Raw genomic sequence first — 13437 nt, forward strand, 5'->3', positions numbered from 1 at the left:
GCCGACCGGCACGGGCCGGTTGAGAATGCACCGCATGCGCGCTGCACCGCCGTTCGCACTGAAGGCGACACGGCCGCGGGCCGACCTCGTCGACCGGTTGAGCGCGCGACTGCAGAGGCTCGGGCTCGACGGCGTCCTCGACGACCTCGACCGCGCCGGCGAACAGTGCCTCGTCCCGGGCGAGGCCGCGGGTGACGGCTTCACCTGGGACGAACTGGACCGTAGTGACCCCGGGTGGTGGCCACAGGGTGTGGCGAGCACCCGGTCCGGCACGGTGCTGCTTGTGAGCTGGTACGCCAAGCGCGGCCGGCTGCTCCGCACACCGGGCTCCCGGATCTCGGTCGTCGACCGGGCGCACCCGGATGGTCCCCGTTACGGGCACGTCCTGCTGGTCGCGCCGCACCGGCGTCTCGGGGTCCTGACCATGGGCACAGTTCCCGTGCACGCCGGGGGCATCGCCGTCCACGGTGACCTCCTCCTGGTCGCCGACACCCTCTTCGGGGTGCGGGTCTTCCGCCTCGGGGACCTCATGGCGGTCCCTCGTCGGCTCACCGGGACGGCGGGCGATGCGTCGCCCACCGGGATCGACGCGCTGCGGCGATCCGCCGTCGGCGGCTCCGGTTCCCGGGGGTATGACCACGTGCTCCCCCAGCTCATGGCGTTTCGCGTCCCGCTGCGCGCGGGACCGCGTCGACTGCGCTACTCGTTCCTGTCCACCGGGGAACTGGAGGGGCGCCCGACGCTCGCCGTCGGGGAGTACCGAGCCAAGGACGATCGACAGCCCCGGCTCGCGCGCTACCCCCTCGACCCCCGGACGGGGCTTCCGGCCGTCGACGGCCACGGCCTGTGCGTTCCGCTCGAGGTCCACGAGGACCAACCGCGCCGCATGCAGGGGGTGGCCGTGCACGGGTCCACCTGGTTCGTCACAGCGAGCAATGGCAGGGGGTCCGCCGGGGACCTGTACGTCGGCGCCCCGGGCACCTGGCACCGCAACCGGGGGGTGTTGCCGAGCGGGCCGGAGGACCTGGCCTGGTCCCGCCCCGGGGAAGAGCTCTGGTGCGTCTCCGAGTGGCCGGGGCGCCGGTGGGTCTTCCCCGTCGCCACGGATCGCCACTAGCAGCTGCGGCATGCCCGGCGTGCCGTCCGGCTCCAGCCCACGCGGACCTCGGTCGCCCCCGGGCGGTTCACGCAGGAGCTTCTGGGCACTCCCGGGCTGGCCTCGCGCTGCCGCAGGGGCCCTGTCGTTCTGGCTGGAGGGAGGCGACGATGCAGCGGACGACGTGGGCCGCCAGTACCGGCACGTCGGTGCCGGCGGACGCCGACGTCGATCGCCGCACCCCGCTGGGGGGCCCCGACCCGGCCGGACGCCCGAGACGCGTGGCGTGGGGGCAGGCAGTCCGTGTCGTGCTGTGGCCGCTGGCCGTGGGCTCCCTGCTGCACCTGGCGGTGCGCTCGTCCACGGGGACCGCCTCGGACCTGGCGATCCTGTGGCGCAGCGGCGCCAGCCTGGCCGCCGGCGGACCGCTGTACGACGCCCGCCTGGAGTTCATCTACCCCCCGTTGGCCGGCTGGCTCTTCGCGCCGCTGGGCCTGCTGCCGTTCCGTGGTGCGCTGGTCGTCGTCGTGCTGGTCGGCCTGGCCGCCGTGGCCGCCGCGACGGTGCTGCTGCTGCGCTTGGTCGGCATCCGTGCGACGTCCCCTGTCCTGCCCGGGGCGTTGCTGGTCCTCGCCAACAGCCGGCCGCTGATCGGGTTGCTGGACCAGGGCAACGTCGACACCGTCCTCCTGCTCGCCGAGGCCGGCGTCATCGCACTGCTCGTGGCCCGCCGAGACATCGCAGCCGGCGCCCTGCTCGGCGCCGTGTGCGCGGTCAAGCCCACCCTGGCCCCGGTCGTGATCGCCCTCGTCCTCCTGGGGCGGGGACGGGCACTGCTCGCAGCCGCCACCAGCGGAGTGGTGCTCACCGCTGTCGGGGTGCTGACCGTGCCGGACCGCGCCGTGTTCTTCAGCGACGTCCTGCCGCTGCTGGCCGGGGGCAACCGTCCCGAGCTGGCCCCGTTCAACCGCTCCCTGCACGGTGCCGCCGTACAGCTGGGGTTGCCGCCGGCGCTGGACCTGGGGCTGCGGGTGGCAGCGTTCGGCTTGGCCTGCTGGGTGGCGTGGCGCCGGCGGTCCCGCCCGCAGGCCCCGCTGGAGGTCGTGCCGCTGCTGATGCTCGGCACGCTGCTGGCGTCGTCCTTCTCGTGGGCCAACTACAGCATCTACCTGCTGCCGCTGCTGGTGACCGTGGTGCGGCGCGACAGCCTGGTGCGCACCTGGCCGGCGTGGGCAGGGGTCTACCTGTTCGCGACCAACGACGCCTGGCACGTGGAGGGCCTGACCGGCGTGCCCGACACGTTCCTGCGCCTGCTGCCCCTCGCGGGCTGGCTGCTGCTGCTTGGCGCCTGCGCCGTGGCCGCGCATCGTTCGGACACGGCCGCGCCGTCCCGCTGGCCCCGCCTCTCCCCGTCCGGAGCCCGGGGGGTCGCGGCGCACCCGCCCGACACCGTCGACCAGGTCGACAGCCAACCGTTGACTCGACCGCGGGACGACGGTGGTCCTGCCCGACGGCGACACGCGCGGCCAGCGAGGTGGGCCCCGTGGGGATCGAACCCACAACCCGCGGATTAAAAGTCCGCTGCTCTGCCAGTTGAGCTAGAGGCCCGGCGGGGCGAGTCTCCCAGAACGCCTGCCCGGGCCGGTCAGAGCAGGGTGAACAGCAGGAAGAGGAGTCCGGTGAGCACGAGGCTGACCAGCAGGGAACCCAGGCAACCCAGCCGGTTGGTGAAGAAGAGGAACATCGTGCTCCGGTGCCCGCCGCACCGGCCGGCCAATCCCGGTCAGCCGGTGCAGACCCGGCCGAGCAGCTCCTGCAGCAGCGCCTCCTGGGCGTCGCCCAGCGTCAGGTCGACCGTCACCTCGTCACCATCGCCGACGGTCAGCCGGAGCGGGAACGCGAACGGCTGCTTGGTCTCGGCCAGCACGTGCGGCTCGCAGGTCGTCGGGCGGAAGCTCACCGGCAGCCGCAGCCGGTCACGACCTGGGGCCAGCGTGACGGGCAGCTCGGCGTCCAGTGCGGGCTCCAGCACGACACTGCGCCCCAGCGCGGCGACCTCCACCGGCTCGTCGCCCGTGCGCCTGGCCAGCACGAGTTCGCCGGTGACCGCCTCCCCCGCCTCGGTCAGCCCCTCGACGGCGACTCCCACCACCGCGGCGACCGCGGCGACCGCGCACTCCTCGGCGTGCACCTGCGCGAGCGTCCCGCCGGCCAGCGGGACCCGCACCGCCTCGGCGGTCCCACCGGCCCGGACGACGGTCAGCCGGGCCGCAGCCGGGCCGGGCGTCACCGCACAGTCCACGGGTCCGTACGGCGTCGTCAGGTCGATCGTCCGCCCGGGGGCGTACTCCGCGTCCACCGGACGGGCCGGCAGTGGCTGGAAGCCCGGGGAGTCCAGGGCCACCTCGGTCACGGTGAACGGCGTCGTCCCGGTGTTGGTGAGGTGCACCTGGACCTGCCCGCCGATCGCCTCGTCGGAGCGGTGACGCAGCGCCTCCCCCGCCATCCCGGGGACGTCCGGCAGCACCGTCACAGAGGGAGCAGCCGGCGCGGCAGACGGCGGACTCCCCGCCGCGCAGCCGGCGAGCAGCAGCGCGAGGACCGGGGCGCGCACCGTCCGCACGTGGCCGAGCGTAGGGCGGCCTCAGCCGCCGATGGTCACTTCGAGACGTGCCGGTTGGGCAGCTTGCCGAGCACCCGGCCGGCCTCGTACTTGACCTCGAGCCGCTCCTGGGCCGACGCCGTCGGACCCCGGCGCGGCTCGCCGCTCTCCAGGTCGAAGGCCGAGCCGTGCCACGGGCACACGATGCAGTCCGACCCGCGCACCTGCTCCACGGCGCCCTCGGCCAGCGGCCCACCCACATGCGCGCAGGAGTTGATGAAGGCGTCGACGCGGGCGCCCCGGCGCACCACGGCCAGCGCCACGGGCGTGCCCCGGCCCTCGCCCGTGCGCAGCGCGGGCCGCCCCTCCGGCAGGTCGTCGAGCGGGCCGAGGTCGATCCAGTCGGTGGTCAGCTGCCGGGCGTCGGTGACGGCGTGGTTCGCACCCGAGGACTGCGCGTAGGACATGTGGCCGCCGATGGCCGCCGACCCGCTGGCCAGGCCGAGGCCGCTGTAGGCCAGCACCCGCCCGAGCGCGCCGTTGCCCTTGCCGCGGGCGACCAGCGAGCCGACGTACAGCCCCAACGCGGCGACGTTGGCGGCGGCGTGGATGGCGCCCAGCCGCCGGACGGCGTCGTCCTGCTCCGACCAGTCGGCCGCGCCGGCCATCGCCGCGGGCAGGCTGGCCGCCACGCCGGTGCCGATCAGCGCGGTGGCGGCCGGGCGGGCCGGGGGCATGAGGTCCAGGATCCCGGCCGACAGCCAGGTGCCCACCGGCACCATCGCCAGGATCGGGTGCAGCGGATGGCCCAGCCACGTGCCGTGCAGCAGGTCGCGGAACGCCTGCGGGCGCAGCACCTTGTTCACCGCCGTCCGGGCGGACTCCAGCTTCGCGTCGAACGACGACACCTCGGACAGGCGGTCCAGCACACCGAACAGGCTCATGCACCGGCCCATACCCGGCGCAGCCGACCGGAACCCGCCGTCGACGGGCTCGCTGCCGCGAGCAGGACGCCGACGCACGTACCGACACTCTGCGTGAGCGACGTCACGAGTGTTGCGGGAACGCAGCGGGAATGCACATGCGGTCCACTGGTTGCTGTCGCAGGATGACCTTGCTGCCTGAGCACGGACCCGTGCTCACACCCTGAGGAGGACCCGTGACCTGCCCGTCCCTGCTCCGCCGCACCGCCGTCTGCGGCGTGCGCGCGGGTGGGTTCGACGACGTGGTCGCGCCGACGTGGGTGCGGGAGCGGTCGAGCGCGGTGCGCGAGCGGCTGCAGCAGGACGACGCCGGGGCACAGTTCGCCCGTTTCGTCGTCGTCGGCGGGGTCTCCAGTGCGCTCTACGCCCTGGTGTTCATCAGCTTGCAGGGCCTGGGCGCCCAGCCCGCCAACCTGGTCGGCGCGATCGCCTCCACCCTGCTGGCCAACGAGATGCACCGCCGGCTGACCTTCCACGCCGGCGGCCGGGTCTCCTGGTTCACCGCGCAGTGGGAGGGCGGTGGCCTGGCCGGCATCGGGCTGGTCGCCACCTCGCTCGCGCTGGCGGGCCTGCACACCCTGACCGGCGACGTGGGCGCCGTCGTCCAGCTCAGCCTGATCGCCGCGGTCACCGGCGCGATCGGCCTGATCCGGTTCGTCGCCCTGCGGAGCTGGGTGTTCTCCCCCGCTCCCCGCGACTGAGCTCCCCACGACCGAGCACAGCGGCTCGCCGCTGCGGCTGACCGGGGCCTCGGCGTCCCGCCCCTAGGCTGCCGGCATGTCGATCATGACCCGATCCGCCCGCGTGGCGGCCGCCGGGATGCTGCTGCTCGCCCCGCTCACGGCCTGCAGCTCGTACAGCGTCGCCTGTTCGGGCAACGAGTGCACCGCGACGCTCAGCGGCGACGGCGCCGAGGCCACGATCCTGGGCACCGAGCTCTCCTACGGCGGCACCGAGGACGGCCGGGCGACCGTCACCGTCGGCGACACCAGCGTCACCTGCGCCGAGGGCGAGAGCGTCTCCGCCGGGCCGCTCTCGCTGACCTGCACGACGGTGGACTCCGGCTCGGTGGAGCTCAGCGCCTCCCTGGGCTGACCCGCCTCCCTGGGCTCAGCCGGCGTCGGCGACCTCGACCACCAGCCGGGTGGGGTCGGACAGCGCGGACACCCGGAAAGGGACCTCGGCGCTGGTGCCGATCCAGGCGACCGAGGTGCCCTCGAAGGTGGCGTCGTAGACGACGCCCTGCACGGTGTCGGTGCCGGAGACCGACACCGGTCCCCGGGCCACCTCCTCGGCGCCGGTCTCGTACGGGTAGCTCGTGCCCTGCAACGTCACCTGGAGGAACGCCGACCCCGGGACGGCGACGGCGTCCCCGGACCCCTGGGACGACGGCGCGTCGACGTACTCGACCCGCCACCCGGGGGTGCCGCTGCCGGCGAGCTCGAAGACCACCCGCTCGAACCCCTCGTGCGGGGCGGCGCGGACCTCCGTCACCGTGAGCCCCTCCGGGTCGACCGGCTCGGCGGTGTCGGCCGAGGTGTCCGCGGGGAACTCCGGCGCCGGGCTCTCCGCCTCCGCCGTGGTCGTGGTCGGGGTCGGCTCGGTGGTCCCCCCGGTCTCCGGTGCCGCGCTGAACGAGGCGTCAGCGGTCGACGCGGTGCTGTCGGTGCCGGGCTGAGCGGCACAACCGGCCACCAGCAGGAGGGCGACGGCGAGCCCGGCGGAGCGGGTCACCCGAGCGGAACGGCGGATCGGCACGGGGTGGATGCTGGCACGGCGGACCCTGCCGGTACGGACGCCACGCGCACCGGTGGCCCCCCGGTGCGAGGAGCCGCCCGGGGCCATGTATGGTTCTCCCTGCCTCCAGCGACCACGAGCCCCCATCGTCTAGCGGTCCAGGACGCCGCCCTTTCAAGGCGGTAGCACGGGTTCGAACCCCGTTGGGGGCACGCACCATGCAGCACAGCAGTTCATGCACCACAGCAAGGCCCTGTAGCGCAGTTGGTTAGCGCGCCGCCCTGTCACGGCGGAGGTCGCGGGTTCGAGTCCCGTCAGGGTCGCCACCCGGTGTCCAGTACACCGGGAGGGGCAGGTAGCTCAGTTGGTACGAGCGCTCGCCTGAAAAGTGAGAGGTCGGCGGTTCGACCCCGCCCCTGCCCACCTCACCTCATCCCCGTCTGCCCGGCCGCGCTCCTCGCCGCTGGGCAGACGTTCAGCGAGTTCCTGCGCTGCGCACAGGGAGCTCTCAGGTCCAGGACGCACAGTCACACCATGACGACCACCTCCCCCGCGTCCAGCTCCCGCGCCCAGCTCACCCGGCCGGACGGCAGCGCCCTGCGGGTCCTGGTCGTCGACGACGAGCCCTCGATCTGTGAACTGCTGTCCATGGCGCTGCGCTACGAGGGCTGGGACGTGCGCACCGCCCCCGACGGCGCCGCCGCGGTCCGCGACGCCCGCGAGTTCCACCCGGACGCCGTCGTCCTGGACGTCATGCTCCCCGACATGGACGGCCTGGAGGTGCTGCGCCGGCTGCGCGCGGACACGCCGCTGGTCCCGGTGGTCTTCCTGACCGCCAAGGACGCGCTGGAGGACCGGATCGCCGGGCTCACCGCCGGCGGGGACGACTACGTCACCAAGCCCTTCAGCCTGGAGGAGGTCGCCGCCCGGCTGCGCGGCCTGCTGCGCCGCACCAGCCGGGTCGTGGCCGACGACGGCCTGCTGGTCGTCGGCGACCTGACCCTGGACGAGGAGAGCCACGAGGTGACCCGGGCCGGGGAGGACGTCCGGCTGACCGCCACCGAGTTCGAGCTGCTGCGCTACCTGATGCGCAACCCCAAGCGGGTGCTGTCCAAGGCGCAGATCCTCGACCGGGTCTGGCAGTACGACTTCGGCGGCCAGGGCAACATCGTCGAGCTCTACATCTCCTACCTGCGGCGCAAGATCGACGCGGGCCGCCCGCCGATGATCCACACCCTCCGGGGCGCCGGGTACGTGATCAAGCCCGCCGCATGACGTCTGCCCCCTCCCGGTGACCGCCGGTCTCCCCCGGTCCCGCCGCTCGCTGCGCACCCGGCTGCTCGTCGCCTTCGTCGTCCCGCTGGTGCTGGTGCTCACCCTGGTCGGCGTCGTCTCGGTGACCGCGCTGCGCTCGGAGCTGGGCGGTCAGGTGGATGCCCAACTGGCGGCGGCGGCCGCCCGGGCGCAGGACCCCGATCGAGGGCCCGGACGGGACGATGACGAGGGCGGCGGCAGGCCCGAGGGCCTGGACGCCCGCGGCCAGGGAGAGGGCACCCTGGTCGCCGAGGTGACCGACGGGGTCGTCCGGAGGTCCGGGGTGGTGCCCCAGTTCGGCGAACCCCTGACGCTGACCGACGCGCAGGAGTCCGTCCTCGCCGGGCTGCCCACCGACGGTGAGCCGGTGACCCGGGACCTCGGCGGCGGTCTCGGCGAGTACCGGCTGGTCGCCAGGACCACCTCGGACGACGACGTACTGGTCACCGGGCTGCCGTTGAGCGGCGCCGCCGACGCCGTCCGCAACCTGGTCACCGTCGAGCTGCTGGCCGGGCTGGCCGCGTTGCTCGCCGCCGCCGGCACCGCCGTGCTGGTCATCCGCCGTACCCTGGCGCCGCTGGACCGGGTGGCGGCGACGGCGACCCGCGTCTCCGAGCTGCCGCTGGCCAGCGGCGAGGTGCAGCTGGCCGAGCGGATGGCGCCCGAGGACACCGACCCGGGCACCGAGGTCGGTCAGGTCGGGGCGGCGCTGAACCGGATGCTCGACCACGTCGAGGGCTCGCTCGCCGCTCGCCAGGAGTCCGAGACCCGGGTGCGGCAGTTCGTCGCCGACGCCAGCCACGAGCTGCGCACCCCGCTGGCCTCCATCCGCGGCTACGCCGAGCTGGTCCGGCGGCAGCACAGCGAGGTCGCCGGGGACGTCGGCCACGCGATGAACCGGGTGGAGTCCGAGGCGCTGCGCATGTCGGCCCTGGTCGAGGAACTGCTGCTGCTAGCCCGGCTCGACGCCGGCCGGGAGCTCGCCTCCGAGGAGGTCGACCTCACCGCCCTGGCCGTCGACGCGGTCAGCGACGCCCACGTCGCCGGCCCGGGCCACCACTGGCAGCTCGACCTCCCCGACACCCCGGTCGTGGTGCGTGGCGACGCCGCCCGACTGCACCAGGTGCTGGTCAACCTGCTGGGCAACGCCCGCAGCCACACGCCCGCGGGGACGACCGTCACCACCTCATTGCGGACCGAGGGGGACAAGGCGGTCCTGCAGGTCCTCGACGACGGACCGGGGGTGCCCGCCGGGCTCCAGGGGCACGTCTTCGAGCGGTTCGCCCGCGGTGACGCCTCCCGGTCCCGCTCGGCCGGGAGCACCGGGCTGGGGCTGGCGATCGTGCACGCCGTCGTCACCGCGCACGGCGGCAGCGTGGAGCTGGCCAGCACCCCGGGGCGCACCGCGTTCACCGTGCGGTTGCCGCACGCCACCCAGGCCGGCTGACCCGCCGCCTCAGCGCACCGGGACGTCGGCGGCGACCTGCTCGTACACCTGGGCGTGCACCCGCTGCACGGCGACGCGCTGCTCGGCCCGCCAGGCACGGTCCACCCGGGCCGGCGCCGGCCGGGTGAGCGCCGCGACCACGGCCGAGTTGAGCGACGCGGCGTCCAGGCCCTGGCGCGGGTCGTTGCCGTACACGACGACGTCGGACCACTGCTGGGCGTGCTGGCCACCGCCGGGCACGACGACGCGGGTGCCGGCGTCCCGGCACAGCTCCACCCAGCCCGAGTGGGTGCCCGTACGGCGGGGCAGCACCGACACGTGCAGCTCCTGCAGGTGGCGGACCCAGGCGGCCGGGTCGTCGGGCCAGCTGCGCACCAGTTCCAGCTCACCGGCGTCGGCGAGCGCCAGCAGCCCCGGCAGCCCCGCGACGAGGTCGACGTCGGGGTGCACGTCGACCCGCAGCCGACCGCCGCCGGAGACCGCACCGGACAGCGCAGCCCGGACCAGCTCCTCGGCCTCGGGCACGTCGGCGCCCAGCCGCCCCAGGTGCAGCCCGACCAGCCGGGTCTCCCGCCCGACGTCCGGGGTCGGGCCGGCCAGGGAGGGGTGGGCGACGACGATCGCCGTCCGGCCGTAGCGGTCGGCGATCTCGTCGGCGGCGCCGCGGGTCAGGGTGAGCACGACCTCGGCGGTGCCCAGCAGCGCCCGCAGGTGCGCGCGGTGCCGGGCGCGGGCGGACTCGGGGTGGGTGCCGGTGTCGGCTCCCTCGAGGGCGTCCAGGTGGTGCACGGTGACGACCAGCGGCACGCCAGTGCGCCGGACCGCCGCCGTCCAGGCCTCCATCTCGGCCACGGTCAGGTGGTCGTACCCGCCGTGCAGGTGCAGGACGTCGACCTCGCCGACGTGCGCGGTGAGGTGACGGACGTCCAACCACGGGCTGGGCGAGCCGGCCGGTCCCACGCGGACGATGGTCTCGGGCAGCACGGCGTCCAGGTACGCACCGGCGTACGGCACGGTCGCCACCCGCAGCGGGCGGGCCGTCTCCTCGGGCACTGCGGTCACGCGGTCGTACGCCTCCTGCGGTCGGGCACTCCGACGCGGCAGGTGCGGTGCTCCTCGACGGGTGGGGGTCTGTCAGCGGATCGTCCCTACCCGGTGTATCTGCCGCCGAACCGAGAGGCAAGACGTCGCTCCTCCGTCCGGGTGACCGGCGGCCACCCGACCCGTTCCCCGTTCCGGTGGCGGTGCGTGCGGTCGCCCCGTCCGGTCGGTTAGCGTTCCCGGTCGGCCGCTCCCCGGGCCGCCGTGGGACACCGAGAGGCCGGAGGACGAGTGGGCGGAGACGGCGAGGAGCGCCCCGGTCCCCCCGCGTCCGACCCGGCCGCCGCCGAGCCGCCGGTGACCGGACGCCGCCGTCCCCGGCCGGTCGGGACGATCCTCAGCGCTGCCCTGCTCGTCGTGCTGCTGGTCGGCGCCGGCCTGTTCGCGCTGCTGCGCGAGGACCCGTTCACCTACGGCGGCCGCTACGTCACCGACCCCGGCACGGTCCTCGCCGAGGCCGACCGCGTCTTCACCGACCACGTGGCGGCCCGGCAGGGGGTCCAGAGCGCACAGAGCCGCTGCTGGTTCCAGCTGGCCGACGCCGCCGGCTCCGAGGTGCGCCCGGACCTGCTCTGCGGCCCGGCCCTCTTCGTCGATGGACAGGACGACGCCAGCTGGCTCCGGTTCCCGCTGACCGGCACGCCGGCCGGGGGCGACGTGCGGCTGTCGGTGGCCGCGCTGCCCGCCGACCCCGCCCCGGAGCCGCTGACCGATCGCGAGCTGCTCCGCCGGCCCGACGGCGGCGAGCCCCCGCGGGGCACCGGCGGTCTGACCGCGCCGGCCGTGCCCCAGGCGTTGCCCGGCCACACCGCGGTGGGGCCGTTCCCTGACGTCACCTACCGCGAGCCGGCGGGCCCGGCCCGGCTCTCCGGCCCGGCCGCGGCGGTCACCGTCACCGGCCTGGCGCAGCCCGACCGGGTGGGCACCGGGGACGCCGCCCTGCGGCCGGCCGACGGTGAGCAGTTCCTCGCCGTGCGGTACGTGGTCGAGCAGGGCGAGGGTCGCTCCCCCACCCCACCCACGATCACCTACCAGGTCGGCGACCGGCAGCCGGTCCCCGTACCCCCGGCGCTGACCGGCCCCGGGACCACGGTCGAGGCGCTGCTGTCGGTGCCCACCGACACCGCCGTCGCCGACCTGGTGGTCACCGACGCCGGGGTCGAGCAGCGACTGTCCCTGCTCACCGGGGCACCCGGCCCGGACAACCTGCAGGTGCTGGCCCGCACCTCCCGAGAGGCCGACGTGGACACCTCCCGGCAGCTGCCGGCGACGCTGAGCGCACCCGGCCGGGTCTCGGCGTCCCTGCCGGTCACGATCGCGGTGCGCGGCGGCCGGCTCGAGTGGTTCGTCAGGGACGAGCGACCGGCCGGCCCGAGCCGCGCGCTGCTGCTGCTCGACGTCACCATGGCGCTGCCGGACTCCGCGCCCGGTGCGGTGCCACCGGGGCTGCTGTCGCTGCGCCTGCCGGACGGGACGACGCTCCGGGCGCAGGACCTGGACGACTCCCCGACGCGGGTGATCACCGCCTTCGACGTGCCCGCCGACTTCACCGAGGGGACCGTCGTCGTCGCCGGCTCCGCGACGTTCCCCGACGGCGCCACCGTCGAGCTCGGCGACGGTCGCGCGACCGTGCCGGTCACCGTCCCCGCCGGCTGACCGCCCCGGGCCCGAGCGGCCCCAGCCCCGGAGCGGCCCCAGCCCCGGAGCGGCCCCAGCCGGGGAGCGGCCTCAGCCCTGGGCGCGGAGCTCGGCCAGGATCGGCTTGGCGACGGCCAGGGCGTGGTTGGCCGCCGGCACCCCGGCGTAGACCGCGGTGTGCAGGCACACCTCGGCGATCTCCTCGTCGGTCAACCCGTTGTGCACCGCGGCCTTGACGTGCAGCGCGAACTCGTCCCACTGCCGCAGCGCCGCGGTGATGGCCAGGGTCAGCATGCTGCGCTCGCGGCGCTCCAGACCGGGCCGCTGCCACAGGTCGCCCCAGGCGACGCGGGTGATGAAGTCCTGGAAGTCGGCGGTGAACGGGGTCACCGCGGCGACCGCCCGGTCGACGTGGGCATCGCCGAGCACCTCCCGGCGCACCCGCATCCCCGCGGCGCGGCGCTGCTCGTCGGTCTCCAGCGGTCCCGTCGGTCCGGTCACGGCGTGCCTCCGATGGCGTGTGCGATGAGGGCCCGGCTGACCTGCTCGGGCTGTTCCAGGTTGGCCAGGTGCGCGGCCGGGCTGAGGGTGAGCAACCGGGCGCCGGGGACGCCGTCGGCGATCAGCTGCTGGTGCTCCGGCGGCACCGCCTGGTCCTCGGCTCCGGAGACCACCAGCGTCGGCGCGGTGATCCGGTGCAGGTCGCGGCGCTGGTCCATCCCCGCGATCGCGGCGCAGCAGCCGGCGTAGCCCTCGTCGTCGGCAGCCGTGATCATGGCCCGCAGCCGGGCGACCAGGTCGGGGTGGGCGGCGGCGTACGGCGGGGTGAGCCACCGGCTGACCACCGGCTCGGCGATCGCCCCGGTGCCCTCGGCGCGCACGGTGCGCGCCCGGTCCGCCCAGCTGTCCGGGTTGCCGGTGTGCGCCGAGCTGCACAGCACCGCCAGGGTCAGCACCCGCTGCGGGTCACGCACCGCCAGCCGCAGGCCGGTCATCCCGCCGATGGAGACGCCGGCGACGTGCGCCCGGTCCACCCCGAGCCGGTCCAGCAGCGCGACGACGTCGTCGGCGAGGTCGTCGATCGTGGCCTCCCCGGGCACCGACGGCGAGCGGCCGTGCCCGCGGGTGTCGTACCGGACCACCCGGAAGTGCTCGGTCAGCGCCGGCACCTGCGGGTCCCACATGGACAGGTCCGAGCCCAGGGAGTTGGACAGCAGCAGCACCGGCGCACCGGCCGGGCCCTCGACGACGGCGTGCACCTCGACGGCGGTCATGCCGGTCCTCCTTCTCCTGCGGTGACGACGGATGCGGTGGGGTCGGACTGGAGCGCGATGGTGTGGGCGGCGAGGGCGGCGTCCACCTGGGCGCCGGCCTCACCGACGTCCGGGCTGCCGTCGGCGACCAGCGCGGCGCCGTCGACGTCGGTGCGCTCGGCCACGAGGTCGGCCAGCGGGCGACCGGCCGCGGCCGCCTCCCGGACCGCGGCGGCCGCGGCGTCGTGCGCGGGGCCCGCGCCCAG

General features: G+C 75.2%; 13 protein-coding genes, 4 tRNA genes and 1 pseudogene. 10 read left to right on the forward strand and 8 right to left on the reverse strand.

Annotation, left to right across the window (positions count from 1 at the left end):
• Nucleotides 1-34 precede the first annotated feature (34 nt).
• Both IN07_RS25615 and IN07_RS26915 read left to right on the forward strand, forming a co-directional pair.
• Nucleotides 35-1117 carry a hypothetical protein gene (locus IN07_RS25615; RefSeq protein ID WP_036333878.1) on the forward strand — a complete coding sequence of 361 codons (1083 nt, stop codon included), beginning with the start codon at nt 35-37 and terminating at the stop codon, nt 1115-1117.
• 149 nt (nt 1118-1266) lie between these two features.
• Nucleotides 1267-2670, forward strand: coding sequence for a glycosyltransferase family 87 protein (locus IN07_RS26915; RefSeq protein ID WP_081975178.1), 1404 nt, complete (start codon nt 1267-1269; stop codon nt 2668-2670).
• On the opposite strand, the gene IN07_RS04200 is transcribed toward IN07_RS26915, so the two are convergent.
• The 3 genes from IN07_RS04200 to IN07_RS04210 all read right to left on the reverse strand — a co-directional run bounded on the left by IN07_RS04200 (nt 2632) and on the right by IN07_RS04210 (nt 4642).
• Nucleotides 2632-2704: transfer RNA gene (locus IN07_RS04200), tRNA-Lys, on the reverse strand. The genes IN07_RS26915 and IN07_RS04200 overlap by 39 nt on opposite strands.
• 175 nt (nt 2705-2879) lie before the next feature.
• Nucleotides 2880-3719, reverse strand: coding sequence for a hypothetical protein (locus tag IN07_RS04205; RefSeq protein WP_156119030.1), 840 nt, complete (start codon nt 3717-3719; stop codon nt 2880-2882).
• A gap of 35 nt (nt 3720-3754) precedes the next feature.
• Nucleotides 3755-4642 carry a Rieske 2Fe-2S domain-containing protein gene (locus tag IN07_RS04210; RefSeq protein WP_036333901.1) on the reverse strand — a complete coding sequence of 296 codons (888 nt, stop codon included), beginning with the start codon at nt 4640-4642 and terminating at the stop codon, nt 3755-3757.
• A 215-nt stretch (nt 4643-4857) separates the two neighbouring features.
• Here IN07_RS04210 and IN07_RS04215 point away from each other — a divergent pair, with 215 nt between their 5' ends.
• Nucleotides 4858-5382, forward strand: coding sequence for a GtrA family protein (locus IN07_RS04215; protein ID WP_081975175.1), 525 nt, complete (start codon nt 4858-4860; stop codon nt 5380-5382).
• A 76-nt stretch (nt 5383-5458) separates the two neighbouring features.
• Entirely contained in the window at nt 5459-5776 is a 318-nt protein-coding gene (locus IN07_RS04220; protein ID WP_036333880.1) for a hypothetical protein, read from the forward strand.
• Nucleotides 5777-5791: 15 nt separating this feature from the next.
• Here the strand turns inward: IN07_RS04220 and IN07_RS04225 are convergent, their stop codons facing one another.
• The gene (locus IN07_RS04225; RefSeq protein WP_197058349.1) at nt 5792-6439 is read right to left on the reverse strand and encodes an AMIN-like domain-containing (lipo)protein; all 648 of its coding nucleotides are present in this window, start codon (nt 6437-6439) and stop codon (nt 5792-5794) included.
• Nucleotides 6440-6557: 118 nt separating this feature from the next.
• Here IN07_RS04225 and IN07_RS04230 point away from each other — a divergent pair.
• The 5 genes from IN07_RS04230 to IN07_RS04250 all read left to right on the forward strand — a co-directional run bounded on the left by IN07_RS04230 (nt 6558) and on the right by IN07_RS04250 (nt 9179).
• Nucleotides 6558-6630, forward strand: a tRNA-Glu gene (locus tag IN07_RS04230).
• Nucleotides 6631-6667: 37 nt separating this feature from the next.
• Nucleotides 6668-6744, forward strand: a tRNA-Asp gene (locus tag IN07_RS04235).
• A gap of 23 nt (nt 6745-6767) precedes the next feature.
• Nucleotides 6768-6841, forward strand: a tRNA-Phe gene (locus IN07_RS04240).
• A gap of 111 nt (nt 6842-6952) precedes the next feature.
• Nucleotides 6953-7693, forward strand: coding sequence for a response regulator transcription factor (locus IN07_RS04245; RefSeq protein WP_036333881.1), 741 nt, complete (start codon nt 6953-6955; stop codon nt 7691-7693).
• A gap of 16 nt (nt 7694-7709) precedes the next feature.
• Complete coding sequence (locus IN07_RS04250; protein WP_036333882.1) at nt 7710-9179, forward strand: sensor histidine kinase; 1470 nt, start codon at nt 7710-7712, stop codon at nt 9177-9179.
• A gap of 9 nt (nt 9180-9188) precedes the next feature.
• On the opposite strand, the gene IN07_RS04255 is transcribed toward IN07_RS04250, so the two are convergent.
• Nucleotides 9189-10241 carry a glycosyltransferase family 4 protein gene (locus IN07_RS04255; RefSeq protein ID WP_036333883.1) on the reverse strand — a complete coding sequence of 351 codons (1053 nt, stop codon included), beginning with the start codon at nt 10239-10241 and terminating at the stop codon, nt 9189-9191.
• Between the two features lie 336 nt (nt 10242-10577).
• Between IN07_RS04255 and IN07_RS04260 the strand changes: the two genes are divergently transcribed.
• Nucleotides 10578-11936, forward strand: coding sequence for a hypothetical protein (locus tag IN07_RS04260; RefSeq protein ID WP_156119031.1), 1359 nt, complete (start codon nt 10578-10580; stop codon nt 11934-11936).
• Nucleotides 11937-12008: 72 nt separating this feature from the next.
• Here the strand turns inward: IN07_RS04260 and pcaC are convergent, their stop codons facing one another.
• The 3 genes and pseudogenes from pcaC to IN07_RS25620 all read right to left on the reverse strand — a co-directional run.
• A complete protein-coding gene (pcaC, locus tag IN07_RS04265; protein ID WP_081975176.1) occupies nt 12009-12419 on the reverse strand; it encodes a 4-carboxymuconolactone decarboxylase in 411 nt (136 codons plus the stop codon).
• Nucleotides 12416-13192, reverse strand: a complete 777-nt coding sequence (gene pcaD, locus IN07_RS04270; protein ID WP_036333885.1) for a 3-oxoadipate enol-lactonase — start codon at nt 13190-13192, stop codon at nt 12416-12418. Before pcaD ends, pcaC begins: the two co-directional genes overlap by 4 nt.
• Nucleotides 13189-13437: pseudogene (locus IN07_RS25620) on the reverse strand (hypothetical protein); the annotation flags it as partial. The pseudogene IN07_RS25620 and the gene pcaD, both read right to left, overlap by 4 nt.

The sequence above is a fragment of the Modestobacter caceresii genome (assembly GCF_000761485.1).
Lineage (GTDB): Bacteria > Actinomycetota > Actinomycetes > Mycobacteriales > Geodermatophilaceae > Modestobacter > Modestobacter caceresii.